Here is a 20,813-nt window from a genome sequence, read left to right as displayed (position 1 = left end):
CAAGCACTCAGGCAGCAACGTGACTTGCGTCCGAGCCTCACCTTCAATGAATCGCTTCATGATCGCCCCCAATACGATCTAGACGATCAGAAGGTTAGACAAACACTGGCGTTTTCACACAGCCTGGACCCATAGCTGCCTGTCAGCACTGACAGAGAACGGCCAAAGCTGACGATAGGAGCAGGGCGCTTCGATTAGCTGGGTGCAGAGCCGCCAGTCGACTCAAGCGATGCCCCTGCATCCTTAATTCAACGTATTTCTATTCGACACTTGCTCTGTAAGCACTTCTTTGTCCTTCCATGCAGACTGTGAAACACCAAGACTGCAGAGCTGTGCGACGACGAGGCCAAGCAGCATGATTCCCACACCCATCAAACGCCCAAAACTGACTGGCTTTGCCGTCAATCCGAGCAGTCCAAAGTGGTCGAGTAGCAGCGCTGCAATCATCTGCCCGGCTATTACACACAGCAGGAACCCGCTCGCTCCGACTTTTGGTAGTAGTGCTAAGGAAGTAGCCACGTAAACGGCCCCTGTCACGCCACCGATCCACATCCACCACGGGCCGCGTACTGCACTTTGGAAGTCAGGCACGGGCAAGCGCATAAGGACGACCACTATCAATATCGCAACGACGCCGATGCTGAGCGCGACAGCGGCTCCCCATAAAGGGTGGCCGAGCATGCGTCCCAGTGTGGCGCCGCTAGCGGCTTGTATCGGGATCAGCGTGCCCGCCATGAAGGCTGTCAGCATTGGTAAAAAAAGATAAAGCGCTGTTTTGCCTACCATAAATTTCTCCGTTAGACAGGTCGCTCAGCGTTCGGCGTACGTGCCTGTTCATGTGTTAAATTGATTGAATTCACTACCTAGCGACTCGAGTATTCATTCAATGGATGAACTGCGCAGGATTGACCTCAATATGCTGGTGACACTTCATGCGTTATTGGCCGAAAAACACGTCACGCGAGCGTCTGTCCGGCTGCATAAAAGCCAGCCGGCAGTCAGTCATGCTCTCGGCTTGCTCAGAGCCCATTTCGATGACCCTTTGCTCATACGGCGAAACGGGTCATTGGTTTTAACGGCAAGGGCACAAAGTTTGGCTCAGCCGCTTCAGGATGCATTGGGCAACCTGAACTCGCTGTTGGGCGCTCCCGCCTTTGAGCCATCAACGGCAAAGGGTCGTTTCAGATTGTCGCTATCGGACTATGCCGCGCGAATCCTTCTGCCTCCGCTTACCCGGAAAATTCGCCAGGAAGCGCCGGGAATTGATTTGGCCATCAGCCAGGCCAGTCGAGAAATGATGATTTCTCAGCTTCTGGACGGTGAGCTCGACCTTGCATTGGGCATCTTCCCCGAAGTTCCGGGTGCCATTGCGCTACAAGATCTTTTTTCCGAAGGATTCATCTGTCTCGCCGACAAAAAAGTACTGCCCGCGCAAGGGGGGCTTTCATTGGATGATTGGCTATCTCGCCCGCATGTCATGCTCGCGCTGCGCCCTGATGCGAACGATGAGATTGAGCGGGCGTTGGCCACCCAAGGTTTGAAGCGTCACATTGCCTTGGCATTGCCCCACTGGAGCGCTGCAGTCGACGTGCTTGCAGGTACTGATTTGATTCTTACGGTCGCCAGTCGCGCGGTAGGCCCGATGCGAAATCACAAATCGCTGCGGCAATTCGACCCGCCCATTGATATCCCCCGATTCGCCTATCAGCAGGCTTGGCACGCCAGGAAAGAGGGGGATGCCGCACATCGCTGGCTGCGCGAAGCAGTTTTCGAATGCTCTCAGCCAAGCTGACATCCCGTCAGGGTTGCAGGGCAGGGCCTTTCAGCTCGATCTGATTATCATCGGGGTCGTTGAGATAAATCGACAAACCTGTTCCCTCCGCCCCATACCGCATCACGGCCTCTTCAGCAGAGACACCGGCAGCAGCCAAGTGGCGGAGAATGGCCTGTTCATCAAACGGCGCAACGCGAAGGCAGAAGTGATCAACATTGTGTCGTTGCTTACCCGCCGGCTGCCCACCCTGACGACCGATCGGCCCGTTCACATCAACCAGGTCAATCATGGATGTCCCTGCGCTCAGATGAATCATGCCAAGGTCGTCACGGCGCTTTTTGACATCACATCCCAGTACAGATGTGTAGAAAGCCAGGCTGTGCTCAATGTCCTGCACCCGCAGTACAACATGGTCGATACGTTGAATTGAAAAACTGCGCATTACGATCACTCCTGTCGGATCACTGATTTGAGTCCCCATCCAGTTTCGAATCTTCAGATGGGCACTCTTCACGATGCGTGCACCAAGTTCGACGACTCAGTTGACCTTCGAAAACAGTTGAGGCACCTCACCCGAGAAGTCGACCCAAGGATTGGTATTGAGCAACTCGGCATGCGCCACACTGGGTTCATCGAAGCGAATGGTGAAGCTTTCCGGCCCATGGGCGTAGGCAACAATAACGCCTTGGTGCGGATCCATGTAGCCGGCGTGCATGCCGAAGCCTGGATAGCTGAGGCGCACGGCAGGCCCTTCAGGATTGATCTCATGCACAGTCAGACGTGCGAGGACGCCATCTGACAGCACAAACATCCAGGTGAAAGCACCACCGGATACCACCGTCATCACTTCATCAATGCCCGCGCCATTTTCCGAAGTGTTTACATGAAGACGACCATAACGATTCAGAGCCCAAGTCCGCATCTCTGGGGTCATGGCTTTCATGTCGTAAACTTTTGGATAGGGCGCGGTATCTCCCTCACGAGTACCCAGGTAGCCACCACGGTGCACCTCAGGAGTACGGCCTGCGAGGTGGATTTGCTCCAACAGTTCAGCACGGTTGAGACTGAATATTGAAAGCAGCTTGTTTTGATCTTCTTCACTGATGGCGTTAATTAGCGATCCTTTGAGAATCGGCTTGGCTTCTTCGGGAATCGAGACAGTGCTGGCGCGCACACCCACGTTGCGCAAGACAGCGTTGACGCTATCGATACCTTCAACATCGGGACGGCCATCGCTGAACTGAAGTTTTACGAAGTTCATCTTTGTATCTCCTATCGTGAGTCAGAAAGTTGCGGTTGCGTTGCGGGTTTACATAAAACGGGTAGAGCGGGTTACTTGCTGATTTGGGTAGCGCTGTTATCAACCGTTGGAGTGCCGATACCCTGAACCATCAATACACCTCCAAAGATGAGCACGACCCCTGCCAGTCGAGTGAAAGTGATCGGTTTGTTGGGAAGTCCCATCAATCCGTAATGGTCAACCAGGACGGAAGCCAAAATCTGTCCCGCGACGACGAGCAGTAGAAATCCGCTAGCCCCTAGCTGGGGAGTGATGGCCGTTGCGCTGCCTACGTACACGGCACCCAAAATGCCGCCGATCCATAACCACCAGGATCCCTGCAAAGCCTTGCCGACATCCGGCGCAGATACCCGCATGACTATCAGTGCAATCACCACCACAACGGAGCTGACGAACAGCGACGTTAACGCCCCCCAAAGCGGGTGCCCTAACGCTCGGCCCACGGCTGCGTTACTGGCGGCCTGGAAGGGCAGGACTGCGCCTGCCAGCAATGCGGTACCCACCGGGATAAGTGCGAGAGCTACTGCCTTACTGAACATGGCATTCCCCTTTGGAGATGGCTGGTTTCGATGGGCAAATACTCTCCAATCCACAGGAATTATGGAAATTACATGTTTGCACATGCATTATTCATATGATGGATAATTTGAAGGGGCGAGGCCTTCTATCTCAGCTGCGCTCAGTAGACTGAACGGGGTCGATCTTCGACTTTTACTTTCAGAGATCGAAAAGGTAGCTGACGGTTCGACACACGCTTTAGTTGAACTGAAGTGTCCTGCTTTAAAAATCATCCATTGATGTGCGCACCGGCAGCCAGTCAGATAGGCACTGCAGAAAGCACTCTGCCATCCGCTGACAATAAGAGAAAAGGTTCGCACGCCATGCGCAAACTCGTAAAAGTCCTGACCCTAGTTTCCTCCGTTATCCTCTCCGCGCCATTTGCCATACAGGCCCAGGAAGCCTCCACTGCGCAAAGCCCGGCCTTTGTGGTGCATAAGTTATCGAACTTCCTCTACGCCATCGGCGAACCCAACTACTACCAGAAGAACTTTTCGTATTTGCTGGTGGGGGAGGATCAGGCATTGATGTTTGATTCGGGGGCCAATCAGAAAGAAGACATCACTTCGGTGGCTCGTAAAATCACTAACAAGCCGCTCTCGATGCTGCCCTCACACCTGCATTTCGATCACCTTGGCGGCCTGCACAATTTTAAAAGCATCTATTTGGTGGATACGCCCTTCACTCGTCAGTTCAGGGGAAAGGATGACTTCTACCGTGTTCCTGAGCCGGTTTACCTGGGCAACTTCGATCACATGGTCGTACCGCCCTTCAAGGTAGCGCGGCTAATACAGCCAGACGAGACCATCGACCTTGGTGGTCTGAAGGTGCGTCTGATCAGCGTGCCCGGTCACACGCAGGACGAAGTGGCACTCTTCGATGAGACGCACAACATTTTGCTGGCCGGGGATCACGTCTACCCGTCCTGGCTGTTGGCAGGAAATCTCAAAGACTACGTTGCTTCTCTCGACGCCACGCTGAAGGTTATCAATGAGAAGACCGCCATCTATGGCGCTCATGCGGACGAGGATCCAACCAAGGTGCCAGCCATGACCTACGCGGACGTACAGGCGATTCGCGACAAGATGGCTCTGATCCTGGCTGGGCGCGCAAAGGGTGAAGCGTTCAGCGATCCGGAACTGATCAAGAGTTCCGAGCTTTACAAGGTGGAGAAGGACATCAGCATTCTCACCAACATCCAGTTTACTGATGGTCGTGGCTACGGTTACTGATCGGGCTGCCCGGCTGTAGCGAGTAACCAGTCGATGAACGCCCGGATTTCCGGGCGTTCGCGCGCTGCTTCGGAACAGGTAACATAGTAATTGTGCAGCGCAGGCACGGTGATCGACAGCGGTCGCACTAATCGTCCTTCATCGAGATCGCGGGCGGAAACGAGTTCATCGCTCAGCGCCACGCCGAAACCGTCCCGTGCTGCCTGCAAGACCATGCCGAAATCTTCAAAGAAGATATCCTCTTCGCCGATACGATTGATGCCAACATCGGCCAGCCATTGCTGCCACTGGCGCCCATTGTCTTCGTGTAGCAGGCGGTGTCGAGCCAAGTCAGGCACTTCCCGAATGGCTTTCGGCCCTCGCAAGAATTGCGGACTGCAGACTGGCGTCATGCGAATGCCGTGCAGCAGACGCCACCATAAGCCTGGCCATGGCGGAGAACCGTAGACCACCGCGATATCGGCGCGACGCCAGTCTACTTGCGGTATGCCCGGGGCGGTGATCACGCTCACCCGCACCGAGCGCGACGCCTCCATGAAGCGCAGCAGCGGCGTGGTCAGCCACTCCACTCCCTCCGCAGGGGGAATGGACAAGGTGATCTCGACGACCTCTTGCTCTGCAGCGGAACCGGTCTGCATTGATGCCACCGCGTTGCTGATTTCGCTCATTGCGTTCGCTACATGCTTTTGTAGGAGTCGACCGTTGGCGGTCAGCACAAGTTGACGACCGCGCTTCTCGAACAGCTCTATTCCGAGGCTGGCCTGCAACGCTTTGACTTGCTGGCTCACCGCGCCAGTGGTGACGTGCAACTCAATCGCGGCTGCTGCCAGACTGCCCAAGCGGGCTACGCTTTCGAACACTTTAAAATTGTGCAAGGGGGGAAACGTCATTTCATCTCCGTAACAACAGCCCCTGCGGTCAGAGCAGGAACCCGACGAGGGCGAGCGTGTGTATACGTACATCGTCTCCCAATTTGCTATGACATGGGTACCCTGCTGGCACTGACTTTCCATGCCGCGGCCTTGTCCCGCTATGGAGTGAGTGTCAGCTTCTGGCCGTTTTTGACCATCGCCACCGGCAGCAATGGGTCGTTCTCTGACGGTCATGACCACGAAGCGTGCTGGTCAAATCCGATGCAAATGATTGGTCAGGTCGAATGCAAATGGGTGGGCAAATCTATGCAATTACCTGTTTTTCGTCGTGAGCGTAGAGATGTACTTTGATGCGTGGTCCTGCGTCATATTTGACATGGCCCCGGTAGCCAAGGCTATACGCGGAGAAAGGGGCGATTCCGGTTTTAAAACCGACGCCGGGGGGGTATTCAAGCAGCTTGAACTGCTTTTCCACTCGATCAGGACGAACTCCGATGCCTCGCAGAGAGGCCGGTTGTTTCGCTTTCAGGATCTCTCCTGTTTTGAGAAGCAAACCGGCCATACGCGGTTCTGATGCAAACGTTAAACGGTCACCACGATCTTTCCGATCTGTTGGTTGGTTTCAAGGAAGCGGTGCGCCTCTTGAATGTTATCGAGTGTGAAGGCCTTGGCGATGATCGGCCGAAGCGCGCCTGATTCGAGTCCATTCAGGATGAACGCCTTGGCCCGCGACAAGGTCACCTGGTCGGAAACGATTTCAGAATAGAGGTAGCCCTTGAGGGTCAGGGTTTTACCCAATACGGTGAACAATGGGAATGGCGTGGGTTCCGGGCTCAACGCACCATACTCAAGCAGGATACCGCCCTTGGCCATGCTTTGGGTGAGAGGTACGAAGGAGGGGCCGCCTATGGGATCGAAAACGACACGGGCACCCAATCCGCCGGTCAGCGCCATTGTCGCGTCGACAATATCCTCTTCCTCGCTGACGATGACATGTGCGGCGCCTGCATCCAGCAACGCCTGTTTCTTTGCCCGCGTGCGGGTAACGGCGACGGCGGTGGCGCCCACCATTCTGGCAATCTGAAAGGCAGCCAGTCCGACGCTGCTGGACGCTGCGGTAACCAGAACAAAATCACCTTTTTGCAGTTTTGCCTGCTCGACCAATGCACCCCACGCTGTAACGTACTGCATCCAGGAGGCCGCGGCCTGTTCAAATGACAGATTTTCGGGATGCTTGACCGTGAGGTTGGCTGGCACGTTCGCCAATTCGCCATAAGTGCCCCAGCGTGCAATGTCCAGTGGCGGAATGACGCTGACAACATCGCCTGCCTTGAAGTCAGTGACGCCGGTACCGACCGCGACGACAACGCCGGCGGCTTCATATCCCAGACGACTTGGAAATTCCGCCTCTTGCAGGTAGGCATTGTTGCGGAACATGACTTCCGCCCGGTTCAGCCCTATGGCTTTTACTTCAATTTGCACCTCGTCCGATCCTGGAGCAGGCACATCGACTGCTTCCAGCTTCAAGACGCTTGCGTCACCGTACTCATGGATTCTGACAATGCGGGCCATCGTTACCTCTGTTGTAGTCAAGGGGCCGGGGTGAATGCCGACCTGATTTGAGTGAAAGCGGGAACCCAGGCAGTGGTCGGGATTGTGAGCGCGCCTGAGTCATGGCAATCAAATATAGGCTTTGGCCCCCCCTCGGATAAAGGACTAGGATGGCGCAACACTAGAAACAATGGGTTTCCAATGGATCGTCTCACCCAGATGGCCACATTCGTCAAGGCGGTACAGCTCGGTTCCTTCAGTGCGGCGGCGGAAGATCTCAATCTATCCCCGCAACTGGTAGGTAAACAGGTGAAAATGCTCGAGCAGCATTTGGGGGTGTCGCTGCTTAACCGAACGACTCGCAAACAAAGCCTCACCGAATTTGGTCGCGCGTTCTATCCACGAGCAAAGATGATCCTTGCCGATATGGACGCTGCAGAAAGCATGGCTGCCGTGACGCGCGGGGTTCCAAGCGGTCGACTGAGAATCAACGCACCCGTCACATACGGTATGCGTACGCTGTCGCCGCGCCTGCTGGAGTACATGGTCAAGTATCCGCAGGTCTCAGTGGACCTTACGTTATCAAACGAGATCGTAGACCTCGTGGAAGACGGCTATGACGTAGTGTTTCGGGTTGGTGGGCTTTCGGACAGCGGTTTGAAAGCGTTGCCATTGAGACCCTACCAGATGGTGCTCTGCGCTGCGCCGTCCTATCTGGCACGGCGGCCTCTCATTACTACACCCTGGGATCTGCAACAGCACGAGTGCCTGGGCTTTGCGTATTCCGACGGGCGCTCACACTGGAGTTTCGACGGGAAGGAAGGGCGTATAGATGTGCCAATTACAAGCAGATTGACGATTAATCAGGGCGATCCGCTACTCGCAGCCGCCGTCGCTGGATTGGGCGTGATGCTTCAGCCATTGGAGCTGGTCAAGGATGCATTGAGGGATGGGACGTTGGTCAATCTTTTACCTCACCACGAGGTGCCGGTCTCACCCATGAACCTTTTATATGCGCCTGACCGTCGGTTGACTCCCAAGCTGCGAAGCTTTCTGGACTTTGCCAGTGCTGCGTTTGGCCGAGCCCCCTGATCGATGAACCCACTCGTAACTGCACCTTCGAGCCCTTGAGCCTGATATCGCTTACTCCCTTTCGAGCAAGTGCTCCAGGAACAATCCCGCCGCGACCGACAACGCCTGCCGTGACCTCACGCACACGCTGAGTTCGCGGCAGGCCCACGGCTCATCCAGCCTGATCGCCTTCGCACCTCCATTCTGTAAATCGCCGCGCTCCCCTCGGGCGTGATGCCAATGCCCAGGCCGGCCTGAACCATCAGGCATAGCGCGTCGTAGCTGGAGACTTCCATGCGGATTTTCAGCGAACGCCCCAAGGGGGATAAGCCAGCGCCAACGTTGGCCGATCCAGGGCTTCAACGGGCTCGTGATTCGGTGGTCTCCCGCCGGGAGAGCAGTATCTCTTTTTTCTGCGCGGCAAAAGCTGTGTTAAAAAATGTTATTAGCAAAAAATACTTCACATAATCTGATCACTGGTAGATGATCTTCATCAGCCGGTATGACAACCTGATAACACGACAAAAACAGGATTGCCTTGATGTTCGATGAGATCCCGACTCACGTCCTGAATCACAGCGCCCCTCAGCTGGCTTATCCGCGTGGTGCTGATTCTGTCTACCGTTGCCTTATTCACAACGCGGCCAACGTCTGCGCCTTGCAGGCGTGGCAGCAGTCGCTGCTTTTCTCTGGAGTACCCCATGAATAACAAGAATGTCGGTGTGGTCGGTCTGGGCGCGATGGGGTTGGGCATTGCCCGCTCGTTGTTGCGCAGCGGTTTTAATGTGCATGCCTGTGATGTGCGCACTGCCGTAACAGAGCAGTTCGCCGGGGAGGGCGGTGTGGCTTGCCTGTCACCGTCGCACATGGCCGCTGAGTGTGACGTGATCATTACCGTGGTGGTCAACGCCGAGCAGACCGAGACCGTATTGTTTGGTGAGGGTGGTGCCGTGGCCTCTCTGCGGCCGGGCAGCCTGGTGATCGGTTGCGCCACCGTGGCCCCGACTTATGCCGTGGATCTGGGCCAGCGCCTGGCCGCGTCGGGCCTGCTGTATCTGGATGCGCCGATTTCCGGCGGCGCGGCCAAGGCTGCCGCTGGCGAGATGACCATGATGACCTCGGGCCCGGCCGACGCCTATGTCAAGGCTGAGTCGATCCTCGCTGGCATGGCCGGCAAGGTGTATCGCCTGGGCGACGTCCATGGCCTGGGTTCGAAGGTCAAGATCATCAATCAACTGCTGGCCGGGGTACATATTGCCGCTTCTGCCGAAGCCATGGCGCTGGGCCTGCGTGAAGGGGTCGATGCCGATGCGCTGTATGAGGTGATCACCCACAGCGCCGGTAACTCCTGGATGTTCGAAAACCGCGTTCCGCACATTCTCAAGGCTGACTACACGCCGTTGTCCGCGGTGGATATTTTCGTCAAGGACCTGGGCCTGGTGCTGGATACCGCCCGGGCCAGCAAATTCCCGCTGCCGCTGTCGGCCACCGCTCACCAGATGTTCATGCAGGCGTCCAGTGCCGGCTTCGGCCGTGAGGACGACTCGGCGGTGATCAAGATTTTCCCGGGCATCGAATTGCCGACTGCCAAGCCTGAGCCTGTTTGAGGAACACCCCATGACTATCTCCACTGCACGCCCGCTGCTGGGCTGCATCGCCGACGATTTCACCGGCGCCACGGACCTTGCCAACATGCTGGTGCGCGGCGGTATGCGCACCGTGCAAAGCATTGGCATCCCGAGCGCGGAAGTGGCGGCCGGGCTTGATGCCGATGCGATCGTCATTGCCCTGAAGTCGCGTACCACGCCGGTCGCCGAAGCAGTCGAGCAGTCCCTCGCCGCGCTGGCCTGGCTGCGCGAACAAGGCTGCGAGCAGATCTTTTTCAAATATTGCTCGACGTTCGACTCCACCGCGGCCGGCAACATCGGCCAGGTCAGCGAAGCGCTGCTGGCCGCACTGGGTAGCGATTTTACCCTTGCGTGCCCGGCGTTCCCGGAGAATGGCCGGACGATCTTTCGCGGCCACCTGTTTGTGCAGGATCAACTGCTCAGCGAGTCGGGCATGCAGAACCACCCGTTGACGCCGATGACCGATGCCAATCTGGTGCGCGTGCTGCAATCGCAGACCCGCCTGAATGTCGGCCTGTTGCGCTACGACACGATTGCCCGAGGCGCTGAGCAGGTGCGGGCGCGCATCGCCGAGCTGAAGTCTCAAGGTGTCGGCATGGCCATCGCCGATGCCTTGTCGGACAGCGATCTGTACACCCTCGGCGCCGCCTGCGCCGATCTGCCGTTGTTGACGGGTGGTTCGGGGCTGGCCCTGGGCCTGCCGGAGAACTTCCGTCGTGCCGGCAAACTGCGCGACCTTGATGCCTCGAAACTTCCGGTGGTGTCCGGCGGGGAAGTGGTGTTGGCCGGTAGCGCTTCGATCGCCACCAATGGACAAGTGGCCGCCTGGCTCGAAGCCGGTCGGCCGGCTTTGCGGATTGATCCGCTGGCCTTGGCGGCGGGGGAACCGGTGGTGGCGCAAGCCTTGGCCTTCGCCCGTGATAACGAGCAAACCGTATTGATCTACGCCACCAGCTCACCGGAAGAGGTCAAGTTGGTGCAACAGCAACTGGGCGTCGAGCAGGCCGGTAGCCTGGTGGAAAACGCCTTTGGCGAAATTGCACAGGGCCTGCGCCAGAGCGGCGTGCGCCGCTTCGTGATCGCCGGCGGAGAAACCTCGGGTGCTGTGGTCCAGGCGTTGGGTGTGCAGTTGCTACAGATCGGCGCGCAGATTGATCCGGGTGTACCGGCGACCGTCAGCAGTACCGAGGAACCTTTGGCGCTGGCACTCAAATCGGGCAACTTCGGTGGCCGGGATTTCTTCAGTAAAGCCTTGAACCAACTCGCCCAGGCCGGGGGTGCACAATGAGCTGCGCAATGAGCAACGAGAACGCCCTGCGCGAAGAAATCTGTGAGGTTGGACGCAGCCTTTATGAGCGCGGTTATACCGTCGGCAGCGCCGGCAATATCAGCGCGCGACTGGATGACGGCTGGTTGATCACGCCGACGGATGTCTGCCTCGGGCGTCTTGATCCGGCGACCATCGCCAAGGTCAATCTGGCCGGTGAATGGGTGTCCGGTGACAAGCCTTCAAAGACCCTGGCGCTGCACCGTCAGGTCTACGACCGCAACCCGAATGTTGGTGGTGTGGTGCATACCCACTCCACCCATCTGGTGGCGTTGACGTTGGCCGGTGTCTGGCAGGCGAACGACATTCTGCCGCCGCTGACGCCGTATCAAGTCATGAAAGTCGGGCATATCCCGTTGATTGCCTACCAGCGACCCGGATCGCCGAAGGTGGCCGAACAGGTCGCGCAGCTCGCCAACAGTGTTCGCGGCGTGATGCTCGAACGGCTTGGGCCAGTGGTCTGGGAGAGTTCGGTCTCCAGGGCCAGCTACGCCCTGGAAGAGCTCGAGGAAACCGCACGGCTCTGGCTGATGAGCAATCCCAAGCCTGAACCGCTCGATCAGGTGGCGCTGGACGAACTGCGAGCAACCTTTGGTGCGCACTGGTAACGCATTGGCTTAACACGACAGATCGATAACACAGGCTCTGCCCGGGAGACGCACAGCGACTCTCGACGGCCCCGGCTTGCCTGAAAAAACAATAACAACAGGAAATCCAAGCATGACTCACCTTCACTGCGGCATGTTCAGATCCATTGGCAGTACCCTTTCATTTACCCGGTGTGGAGGGTTTGTGAAATGAGCCCGTTAATCCTGATAATTACCGCTGGGGCGGGCATCGCGCTGTTGTTGTTCCTGGTGCTCAAGTACAAGTTCCAGCCCTTCGTGGCCTTGATGCTGGTGAGCATTCTGGTGGCGCTGGTGGCCGGGGTGAAACCGGCCGATCTGGTTGCCACCATCGAAGGCGGCATGGGCAAGACCCTGGGCCATATCGCGATCATCATTGCCCTGGGCGCGATGATCGGGCGGATCATCGAGCTCTCCGGCGGTGCCGAGGCGCTGGCCAAGACGCTGATCACCCGTTTCGGCAACCGGCGTACGCCCCTGGCGTTGACGATTGCCGGCTTCATGGTCGGGGTGCCGGTATTCTTCGAGGTCGGCGTGATCATCCTCATGCCGCTGGCCTATGGTATTGCCCGGCGTGCGCGCAAGCCGCTGTTGGTGTTTGCGTTGCCGATGTGTGCAGCGTTATTGACCGTGCACGCCTTTCTGCCGCCACACCCGGGTGCAGTGGCCGCTGCCAGTCAATTGGGCGCGGACCTGGGCCGCGTGTTGATGTTCGGGTTGCCGATCACCGCGTTCCTTTGCTATGTCGGCTACCGCGTGGCCGGGCGCATGACCCGTCGGGCGTACCCGATGACCGACGATATTCGTGCCGAGGTCTATGGCCCGCATGTCACCAACGAGGATCTGGCCGCCTGGTCCAATGGCAACGACATCAGCGCTGAGCGAGCGGCTGAAGCCGTATCTCACATGGGCCTGGAAGAGTCGACCAGCAGCATCGTTTCCAAATTGCCGCCGGCCCCCGCACCGGGTTTTGGCCTGATCGTCAGCCTGATCCTGCTGCCGATCATTCTGATTCTGCTGGGGACTCTGTCTACCTCGTTGCTGCCTGCCGAATCGACTCTGCGCGGCATCATGACCGTGCTCGGTGCGCCGCTGGTGGCGCTGCTGATCGACACCTTGCTGTGTGCCTGGCTGCTGGGTTCGCGTCGGGGCTGGAGCCGTACTCAGGTATCAGACGTGATCGGTTCGGCCTTGCCCGGTGTCGCCATGGTGATCCTGATTGCCGGTGCCGGTGGCGTATTCGGCAAGGTGCTGGTGGATACCGGAATCGGTGCCGTAGTCTCCGACATGCTGCGCACCACCGGTCTGCCGGTGCTGGCCCTGGGTTTTCTGCTGACCATGCTGTTGCGCGCGGTTCAGGGCTCGACCACGGTGGCGCTGGTGACCACTGCCGGCATCATCAGCCCGCTGATTGCGACCCTCGATCTCACTCCGAACCACATGGCCCTGCTGTGTCTGGCCATGGGCGGTGGCGGGTTGGCCATGTCCCATATCAATGACGCCGGTTACTGGATCTTCACCAAGCTGTCAGGCCTGAACGTGGCCGACGGTCTGCGCACCTGGACGGTGATGACCACCTTGCTCGGCACCTTGGGTTTCTGTATTACCCTGCTGATCTGGCCCTTTGTCTAACCCTTTATCTCAGGAGCTACCATGCCTCGTTTTGCAGCCAATCTCAGCATGCTCTACCCGGAACATGAGTTTCTGGATCGCTTCGCCGCCGCTGCCTCTGACGGTTTCGAAGCGGTGGAGTATCTGTTCCCCTACGACTACAGCGCTGAAGAACTCAAGCAACGCTTGAGCGACAACGGCCTGGTACAGGCACTGTTCAACGCGCCGCCCGGTGATTGGGCAGCGGGGGAGCGGGGCACAGTGTCGTTGCCCGGTCGGGAGAGTGAATTTCGTAGTGGTTTTGATCGCGCCCTGGATTACGCCGGTGTGCTGGGCAATTCACGCATCCATGTCATGGCCGGGCTGCTGCCGTCGGAAAGCGATCGCCCGCGGCATCACGGCGTGTACCTGGAGAACCTCGCCTACGCCACCGCCCAGGCGGCCAAGGCAGGCGTCACCGTATTGCTCGAACCGATCAATACGCGAGACATGCCAGGCTTTTTCCTCAACCGCCAGGATCAGGCCCAGGCCATCTGCAAGGAAGTGGGCGCCAGTAACCTGAAGGTTCAGTTCGACTGCTACCACTGCCAAATCGTCGAGGGCGACCTGGCGACTAAACTGCGTCGCGACTTCGATGGTATCGGTCATATCCAGATCGCCGGGGTGCCGGATCGGCATGAACCGGACCTGGGGGAAGTCAATTATCCCTATCTGTTCGAGCTGATCGACCAATTGGGTTATGACGGCTGGGTAGGGTGCGAATATCGGCCGCGAGGCAATACGTCCGCCGGCTTGCAGTGGTTGCGCGACTGGAAAGCGCGCCAGGCGCTATAGAGGAGGGCGGTGACGGGCTCCGCTGGTTGCAGGAGCCCGTTGTTTCACGCCGGTGTACTGTCAGCCGGCAACAACAGCTCGACACCCTGCTTGCGGATGCCATCGGCCGCTGCAGGGGTCAATGCGTCGTCACTGAGAATGATGTCGAACTGCTCGAGCCCGGCGATCCTGTACATGCTGAAGGTGCCGTATTTCGAACTGCTGGCCACCAGCACCACTTGCGAAGCCGATTGCATCGCAGCTTGCTTGACCTCAACCTTCAGCGCCGAAGGGGTGGTGAGGCCGCGCCGCAAATCCCATGAGCTGGTGGATATGAATGCGATGTCGGTGACCACCTGACGCAAGGTGGCAACCGCCAGACCGCCCACGCACGATTGATTGGAGTGATCCAGCTGCCCGCCGGTATGAATCACCGTGACATGGGGGGCTTCGATCAGTGCCTGGACAATGCCGAAGTCATTGGTCACCACGGTCATGCCGGACAGCGCCTTGATGTAGGGGACGATTTCCAGCGTGCTGGTTCCCGCATCCAGGTAAATCGTCATGTCGGCATGCAGCAGCCGGGCAGCGAGCCTGGCCATGGCCTGCTTCTGCGGCAACTCGACCACCGCCTTGATCTGATGGCTGGGCTCACTGTGCAGCTGGCTGGCGATCCGCACCCCACCCGTTACCGAGTAAGCACGACCTTCCTGCTCCAGCAACGCAATGTCGCGGCGTATGGTCATGTGCGAACAGTCGAACATTTCCATCAATTGATGAACGCTCAGCACCTGATGCTTGCGCAACTGTCGCAGCATCAATTCACGGCGCTGTTCAGGGATCATCGGTGCGCCGCTTTCGGCGGCGATGTCCTTTTGACTAGGCATTCGGGCTCCAGGATGAAGAAATCCGCAGACAAGGAAGGCGGGCAACCATAGTAGCGAATCTGCAGCTGGATCAGTAGCGTGATGAGGCATCGGGTCCGATCCGCGTCGCGTTGCCTGCACCTGGCCCCAAGGCGATTTCGTGCTCTGGATGGAACTGCTGAAAACTTCGACACGCTGCTTGAACCGGGCTTTACTGGAATAAGTCGTGCTGATTGCCGTGGGCTGGATGCTCACTGCATCCAACAAGTACTGGCTGGCTCCCCAGGCTCAAACCACACCCGTCGAGGTTGAGGACAAGTCCTTGCCCATGTCCCGGTTCATCCCTGTCATGTTGCTCGCGCTGCTGCTCGCCGGCTGTGCCACCACGCGCTTGCCCCACGAGTTCAGCGAGGCGATAGCCGCCAGCGATTCGGCTTTCGGGCGCTCGATCCAGGCTCAAGCCGCCACGCATGAGGGGCGTTCGGGTTTTCGTTTGCTGCCCAACAGCAGCGAAGCGTTCCGGGCACGCGCCGAGTTGATCCGCAATGCGCAGAAAAGCGTCGATCTGCAGTACTACATCGTGCATAACGGTCTCAGCACCCGGGCACTGGTGCGTGAAATGCTGCTGGCAGCCGATCGCGGCGTGCGTATCCGCATCTTGCTCGATGACACTGCCAGCGACGGCCAGGTAGAAGTCATCGCTACCCTGGCCGTGCACCCGAACATCCATATCCGTGTGTTCAACCCTTTGCATCTGGGGCGCAGCACCACGGTCACTCGAACCATGGGGCGTCTGCTTGATCTTTCCCAACAACACCGCCGCATGCACAACAAACTGTGGCTGGCCGACAACAGCGCAGCCATCGTTGGCGGACGCAACCTGGGGGATGAGTATTTCGACGCCAAGCCCGATCTCAACTTCACCGACATGGACCTGCTGTGCATCGGCCCGGTCGCCGAGCAGTTGGGGCACAGCTTCGATCAGTACTGGAACAGCGCCCTGAGCCAGCCGATCAGTGATTTCGTGCTCGACAAGCCAACCGCCGAAGACTTGCTCCAGAGCCGCCAGCGCCTGGAACAATCGCTGCAGAGCGCACGTATCGAGAGCAAGGCCTTGTACGACCACCTCATGACCTACCGGACCCAACCGCAGCTCGAGACTTGGCGCAAGCAACTGATCTGGGCCCATAACAAGGCGATGTGGGATGCCCCGAGCAAGGTCCTGGCCGACGGCGAACCGGCACGCGCGCTATTGATGGCCACACAGCTGCGGCCTGAACTCGATAGCGTCAATAACGAGCTGATCATGATCTCGGCCTATTTCGTCCCGCAAAAGCCGGGCATGGACTATCTGCTGGGTCGTGCCGATGCCGGCGTTGATGTGCGCCTGCTGACCAACTCACTGGAAGCCACCGATGTGCCTGCGGTGCATGGCGGCTATGCACCGTATCGCAAGACTCTGCTCGAACATGGCGTGAAACTCTATGAGCTGCGGCGCCAGCCGGACGACCCCGGCCGCAGTTCTTCGTTTGGTTTCAGTGGTGGCTCGGACTCCAGCCTGCACACCAAGGCCATGATCCTGGACAAGCAGAAAGTGTTCATCGGTTCGTTCAATTTCGACCCGCGTTCAGTGTTCTGGAACACTGAAGTCGGGGTGCTGGTCGATAGTCCCGAACTGGCCGGCCAAGTGCGCCAGCTGGCGCTTGAGGGCATGGCGCCGGCCATGAGTTACCAAGCCCGACTGGAAAACGGCGAAGTCGTCTGGCTCACCGAGGACGACGGCCGCCTGCATACCTTGCATGAGGAACCCGGCGGCAAATGGCGCAGCTTCAAGGCCTGGCTCAGCGACAAGATCGGCCTGGAGAAAATGCTCTAGAGCGAAATCGCCTTACACTGCGACAGTCGTCTCCCTCGCATTCATTGCATGTGTTGGTCTTTGATCTTTCGGGCACTGCAAATCCCCTGTGGGAGCGGGCAAGCCCGCTCCCACAGGATGTGGGTTTAACTCAAGGCTGTGAAATCGCTGGCGTGCAGCGCCTGGACGCCCACCAGTTGGATTTCGAACTCGGGGGTGGCGTCGGCGTTGACACTGCCCTGGAGAATGCCATCGGCAAAGCGCAGTTGACCGGTGGCGTTGGCAGGGTCGAAGGCATTGCTGCCGATGAAGGTGAAAGCGTCGACAGCGGCGGTCAGCGGGTTGGCGTCCAGGCCGGTGAAATCCAGATGATCGCCCTCGGTGCTCTTGAAACCGTTGATCACATCGCGCAAAGCCCCGACGCCTATGTCCGACAGCGCACTAAACGCGAAGGTGTCTGCGCCAGTGCCACCGGTGAGGTTGTCGGTGCCTGCACCGCCAATCAGCCGGTCATCGCCCGAACCGCCCACCAGCGTATCGTTGCCCGCACCACCGTTCAAAACGTTCGCGGCGCTGTTGCCCGACAGACTGTCGGCGTAGGCGCTTCCCGTCAGGTTTTCAAAGAATTTCAAGGTGTCGAGCCCGGAACCCACGGTGTTTTGTTGCGCTGACGTCGACAGGTTTGCGGTAACACCGGACAGACCGCGTTCAAAAGATACCGTGTCAATGCCATCGCGCCCGTCCAGCACGTTGTTGCCGGTTCCGGCGAACAGCGTGTTGTCCAGCGCGTTGCCCGTGCCATTGGCGGCGCCAGTGCTGTCGATATACAGATGCTCGACGTTGTTGCCGAGGGTATAGGCCGCCAGGCTGCTGTGCACACGGTCAACCCCTCCAGACGCCGCATTGCTGTTGATCTCGATCACGGTGTCGTCGGCGTTGTCGACATAGTAGGTGTCGTTGCCATCGCCGCCGCTCATGCTGTCGGCCCCTGCGGCACCCTCGAGCACGTTATTGGCGGCATTGCCGGTGATGAAGTTGTCCCGCTCATTGCCGGTGCCGTTGATGTCCGACACGCCGGTGAGCACCAGGTTCTCGAGATTGGCGCCCAGGGTCCAGCTGACCGAGGCCTGCACCGTATCGATCTGCGAGGTCGAGGTGTTGGTTTCCACCACGCGGTCCAACGCATTGTCGACCACATAGATGTCGTTGCCATTGCCACCGGTCATGGTGTCGGCTCCCAGGTCGCCATCCAGTGTGTCGTTACCCGAACTGCCCACCAGGGTATCCGCCTGGTCGGTACCGGAAATCATGTTCCGGGCGTTGTCGAAAATGTCCTGCACGCTGTTGTTGTCGTTGGGGTTGCCCTGGAAGCCAAGGTCACCGGCAATGTAGTCGGCCAAACGCTGGCCGACGATCTCCGCCGACTCCTCGTGCAGGTGCCAGACATCGTCGGGATATGCCAGCGGATCGACTTCGTGGCGCAAGGGGAGGTCGGTGTAGTCCACCGCCAGCTTGACATCGGCGCGCTCGGCGGCGATGGCTTCCTGGGCGGCGCGGACATAGCCAACCCCCTCGACGATAGAGGCAATCTTCTCTTGTGAATAACCACGGGCACGCGCCGCGTCCTGTTCGTAGTGACCGGTTTCCATCAGGTACACGCTGAAGTTGCCGAACTGGGCATGCAGGTAATCAAACACCTTCAGGGTCGCGGCCTTGTACGCCGCTGCTGACGCTGCTTTGTCCGTGGCGCGGGCGATCTCCTGGGCGGCTTCCTCGCCCTGACCCCAAATGATGCCCATGGTGACGTTATCGATCGATTGCAGTTCGGTGAGCTGGTCCCGCAGCAGCGTCACGGCGCGCAACAGCGCAGGCCCGGGTTGGTTGGTGTCGGTCAGCCACCAGCACAACTCGAGTTCCTCGGCGCTGAGCGTCGACAGGCCGGTGACCGTGCTGCCGCCCACCGCGATGTCGATGCCGTTGCCATCGGCATCGGTGAACTGGCTGCGCACGTCATAGGGGGTGTAGCGGTCCAGATCGTTGACCAGCATCGAGGTGCCGGACTGACCGTCGTCCTCGGTCATGCGCAGCAGGCGCGCATTGGATTGGCCGAGTGTGGGCAGGTAGAGGATGTCTTGCTGGGCTAGCTCGCCGAACACGAAGTCGCTGGCGGTCAGAGTGTTGAAGTAGTTGCCGCTGAGGGCGATTTCGAAGCGATTGCCATCGGCGTCGGCCTCCGCGGACTTGATGTAGGTCTTATCGCCGGCCGCGTTGAGGGTGATGTAAAGCGTGTCATTGCTGCCATCGCCCAAGCCGAGAAAGCCCAGGCCCGAAACATCGATCTTGTCGACGCCCGCGGTGAAGTCATAAATCGTGTCGGTGGCCGTGATACCACCGGTGTCGTAGTCGCGGTAGCTGTCGAGTGCGTTGCTGTAGCGGAAGGTGTCGGCACCGTCGCCGCCGTACAGCGAATCGCGTCCGGCGCCGCCGTCGACGATGTCCGCGCCGGTGCCGGCCTTGATTGTGTCGTTGCCACCAAGGCCGAGGATCAGGTCTGCAGCCGCCGTACCGTTGAGGGTTTCGGCGTTGTTGGTACCGGTGATGGTGTTGGCGGGCGCATCGGCCACTACCAGGGCAAAGCTATCACTGACCGATGCACCGACCGGGTCCGTGGCTATAACCAGCACGTTGTAATTGCCTGACGCGGTGTCGTTGGGTGTACCGCTGAACGTACGGGTGGCTGCATCGAAGGTCAGCCAGCCGGGCAGGGCGCTGCCATTAGCCAATTTGGCGGTGTAGCTGAGGCTGTCATTATCCGGGTCGGTGAAGCTGGTGGCCGGCACCACGTAGCTGAACAGGGTGTTCTCGGTCGCGTTCTGATCCAGTAGTGGCGTGGCTAACACCGGCGCCTGGTTGCCCGGTGATGACGTGGCGAAGACGAAGTTGGCGCTGGTCAGCTTGTCGAGGTAGTTGCCGTTCAGTGCCACCTCGAAGCGGTTGCCATCGGCGTCGGCGGTCAGGGACTTGATGTACGTCTTGGTGCCGGCACTGTTGAGCACCAGGTATACGGTGTTGTTCTTGCCATCCCCCAGGCCGGTGAAACCCATGGCCGAGAGATCGATCTTGTCAGCGGTGATATCGAAATCGGTGATCAGGTCGCCAAGGTTGGCACCGCCGGTGTTGTAGTTGCGGTAACTGTCCAGGCGATTGGAGAACACAAAGACGTCCGCACCAAAGCCACCGGTGAGGGTGTCCATGCCGGCACCGCCGTCGAGCTTGTCGTCGCCCGCGCCGCCACTGAGGCTGTCGTTACCCGCCAGGCCGAGCAGGGTGTCGGCCGAATCGCTACCCAGCAGCGAGTCGCTGGCGCTGGTGCCAGTGACCACGCGATTGAAGATGAAATGGCTGGCGGTCAGGGTGCTGGCGAAGTTGCCCGAGAGAATCAACTCGAAACGATTGCCGCTGGCGTCTGCATCGTAGTCCTTGATGTAGGTGCGGTCGCTGCTGGCGCTGTAGCTGACCTGCAGGGTGCCGCCACGGCCATTGCCTATGCCTGTGAAACCGAGGCCGGCGAGGTCGATCTTGTCCTGGGTGACGTCGAAGTCGGTGATGGTGTCATCGAAGCTTGTGGTTGCGTTGCGGTAACTGTCGGACTGAACGGGGAAACGGAACGTATCGGCACCGGTACCGCCGGTGAGTTTGTCAATGCCTGCACCCCCCACCAGAATGTCG

The 20,813-nt window shown here is 58.8% G+C and carries 19 protein-coding genes; 9 read left to right on the top strand and 10 right to left on the bottom strand.

Annotated features, from left to right (window positions below):
* Positions 1–243: 243 nt before the first annotated feature.
* Positions 244–786, bottom strand: a complete 543-nt coding sequence (locus KGB28_RS27050; RefSeq protein ID WP_082555887.1) for a DMT family transporter — start codon at positions 784–786, stop codon at positions 244–246.
* A 100-nt stretch (positions 787–886) separates the two neighbouring features.
* On the opposite strand from KGB28_RS27050, the gene KGB28_RS27045 reads away from it, so the two are divergent.
* Positions 887–1,792, top strand: a complete 906-nt coding sequence (locus tag KGB28_RS27045) for a LysR family transcriptional regulator (RefSeq protein WP_150755341.1) — start codon at positions 887–889, stop codon at positions 1,790–1,792.
* A 7-nt stretch (positions 1,793–1,799) separates the two neighbouring features.
* Here KGB28_RS27045 and KGB28_RS27040 read toward each other — a convergent pair whose 3' ends face one another.
* The 3 genes from KGB28_RS27040 to KGB28_RS27030 form a co-directional block, all read right to left on the bottom strand.
* Entirely contained in the window at positions 1,800–2,216 is a 417-nt protein-coding gene (locus KGB28_RS27040; protein WP_034146498.1) for a VOC family protein, read from the bottom strand.
* A gap of 96 nt (positions 2,217–2,312) precedes the next feature.
* Positions 2,313–3,035, bottom strand: a complete 723-nt coding sequence (locus tag KGB28_RS27035) for a hypothetical protein (RefSeq protein ID WP_223448604.1) — start codon at positions 3,033–3,035, stop codon at positions 2,313–2,315.
* Positions 3,036–3,106: 71 nt separating this feature from the next.
* Positions 3,107–3,613: a DMT family transporter gene (locus KGB28_RS27030; RefSeq protein WP_223448603.1), complete on the bottom strand. Its 507-nt coding sequence runs from the start codon at positions 3,611–3,613 to the stop codon at positions 3,107–3,109.
* A 342-nt stretch (positions 3,614–3,955) separates the two neighbouring features.
* On the opposite strand from KGB28_RS27030, the gene KGB28_RS27025 reads away from it, so the two are divergent.
* Positions 3,956–4,864 carry an MBL fold metallo-hydrolase gene (locus tag KGB28_RS27025; RefSeq protein ID WP_056744814.1) on the top strand — a complete coding sequence of 303 codons (909 nt, stop codon included), beginning with the start codon at positions 3,956–3,958 and terminating at the stop codon, positions 4,862–4,864.
* Here KGB28_RS27025 and KGB28_RS27020 read toward each other — a convergent pair.
* The 3 genes from KGB28_RS27020 to KGB28_RS27010 all read right to left on the bottom strand — a co-directional run bounded on the left by KGB28_RS27020 (position 4,858) and on the right by KGB28_RS27010 (position 7,308).
* Positions 4,858–5,754, bottom strand: a complete 897-nt coding sequence (locus KGB28_RS27020) for a LysR substrate-binding domain-containing protein (protein WP_223448602.1) — start codon at positions 5,752–5,754, stop codon at positions 4,858–4,860. The genes KGB28_RS27025 and KGB28_RS27020 overlap by 7 nt on opposite strands.
* A 286-nt stretch (positions 5,755–6,040) precedes the next feature.
* On the bottom strand, positions 6,041–6,298 hold the full coding sequence (locus tag KGB28_RS27015; protein ID WP_223448601.1) for a hypothetical protein: 258 nt from the start codon (positions 6,296–6,298) through the stop codon (positions 6,041–6,043).
* Between the two features lie 20 nt (positions 6,299–6,318).
* Positions 6,319–7,308 carry a zinc-dependent alcohol dehydrogenase family protein gene (locus tag KGB28_RS27010; RefSeq protein ID WP_223448600.1) on the bottom strand — a complete coding sequence of 330 codons (990 nt, stop codon included), beginning with the start codon at positions 7,306–7,308 and terminating at the stop codon, positions 6,319–6,321.
* A gap of 180 nt (positions 7,309–7,488) precedes the next feature.
* Here KGB28_RS27010 and KGB28_RS27005 point away from each other — a divergent pair, with 180 nt between their 5' ends.
* Positions 7,489–8,379 (top strand): LysR family transcriptional regulator, encoded by an 891-nt coding sequence (locus KGB28_RS27005; RefSeq protein WP_223448599.1) that lies wholly within the window; start codon positions 7,489–7,491, stop codon positions 8,377–8,379.
* 116 nt (positions 8,380–8,495) lie between these two features.
* Here the strand turns inward: KGB28_RS27005 and KGB28_RS27000 are convergent, their stop codons facing one another.
* On the bottom strand, positions 8,496–8,654 hold the full coding sequence (locus KGB28_RS27000; protein WP_263296951.1) for a hypothetical protein: 159 nt from the start codon (positions 8,652–8,654) through the stop codon (positions 8,496–8,498).
* 405 nt (positions 8,655–9,059) lie between these two features.
* Here KGB28_RS27000 and ltnD point away from each other — a divergent pair, with 405 nt between their 5' ends.
* The 5 genes from ltnD (at position 9,060) to otnI (ending at position 14,384) form a co-directional block, all read left to right on the top strand.
* The gene (gene ltnD / locus KGB28_RS26995) at positions 9,060–9,965 is read left to right on the top strand and encodes an L-threonate dehydrogenase (RefSeq protein ID WP_223448597.1); all 906 of its coding nucleotides are present in this window, start codon (positions 9,060–9,062) and stop codon (positions 9,963–9,965) included.
* 10 nt (positions 9,966–9,975) lie between these two features.
* The gene (gene otnK / locus KGB28_RS26990) at positions 9,976–11,274 is read left to right on the top strand and encodes a 3-oxo-tetronate kinase (protein WP_223448596.1); all 1,299 of its coding nucleotides are present in this window, start codon (positions 9,976–9,978) and stop codon (positions 11,272–11,274) included.
* Between the two features lie 8 nt (positions 11,275–11,282).
* A complete protein-coding gene (locus tag KGB28_RS26985) occupies positions 11,283–11,921 on the top strand; it encodes an aldolase (RefSeq protein ID WP_223448595.1) in 639 nt (212 codons plus the stop codon).
* Positions 11,922–12,110: 189 nt separating this feature from the next.
* Positions 12,111–13,571 carry an SLC13 family permease gene (locus KGB28_RS26980; protein WP_223448594.1) on the top strand — a complete coding sequence of 487 codons (1,461 nt, stop codon included), beginning with the start codon at positions 12,111–12,113 and terminating at the stop codon, positions 13,569–13,571.
* Positions 13,572–13,592: 21 nt separating this feature from the next.
* Complete coding sequence (gene otnI, locus KGB28_RS26975; RefSeq protein ID WP_223448593.1) at positions 13,593–14,384, top strand: 2-oxo-tetronate isomerase; 792 nt, start codon at positions 13,593–13,595, stop codon at positions 14,382–14,384.
* Positions 14,385–14,428: 44 nt separating this feature from the next.
* On the opposite strand, the gene KGB28_RS26970 is transcribed toward otnI, so the two are convergent.
* Entirely contained in the window at positions 14,429–15,250 is an 822-nt protein-coding gene (locus KGB28_RS26970; protein WP_223448592.1) for a DeoR/GlpR family DNA-binding transcription regulator, read from the bottom strand.
* 307 nt (positions 15,251–15,557) lie between these two features.
* On the opposite strand from KGB28_RS26970, the gene KGB28_RS26965 reads away from it, so the two are divergent.
* Entirely contained in the window at positions 15,558–17,105 is a 1,548-nt protein-coding gene (locus KGB28_RS26965) for a phospholipase D family protein (RefSeq protein WP_223448605.1), read from the top strand.
* A gap of 125 nt (positions 17,106–17,230) precedes the next feature.
* Here the strand turns inward: KGB28_RS26965 and KGB28_RS26960 are convergent.
* Positions 17,231–20,813 (bottom strand): M10 family metallopeptidase C-terminal domain-containing protein (locus KGB28_RS26960; protein WP_223448591.1); only part of this gene is annotated, 3,583 nt, incomplete at its 5' end.

It is taken from the genome of Pseudomonas sp. BF-R-19, assembly GCF_019956445.1.
Classification (GTDB): Bacteria; Pseudomonadota; Gammaproteobacteria; order Pseudomonadales; family Pseudomonadaceae; genus Aquipseudomonas; species Aquipseudomonas fluorescens_BH.
Note: the sequence above shows the minus strand (reverse complement) of the source record. Positions and strands in the feature narration are given on the sequence as shown.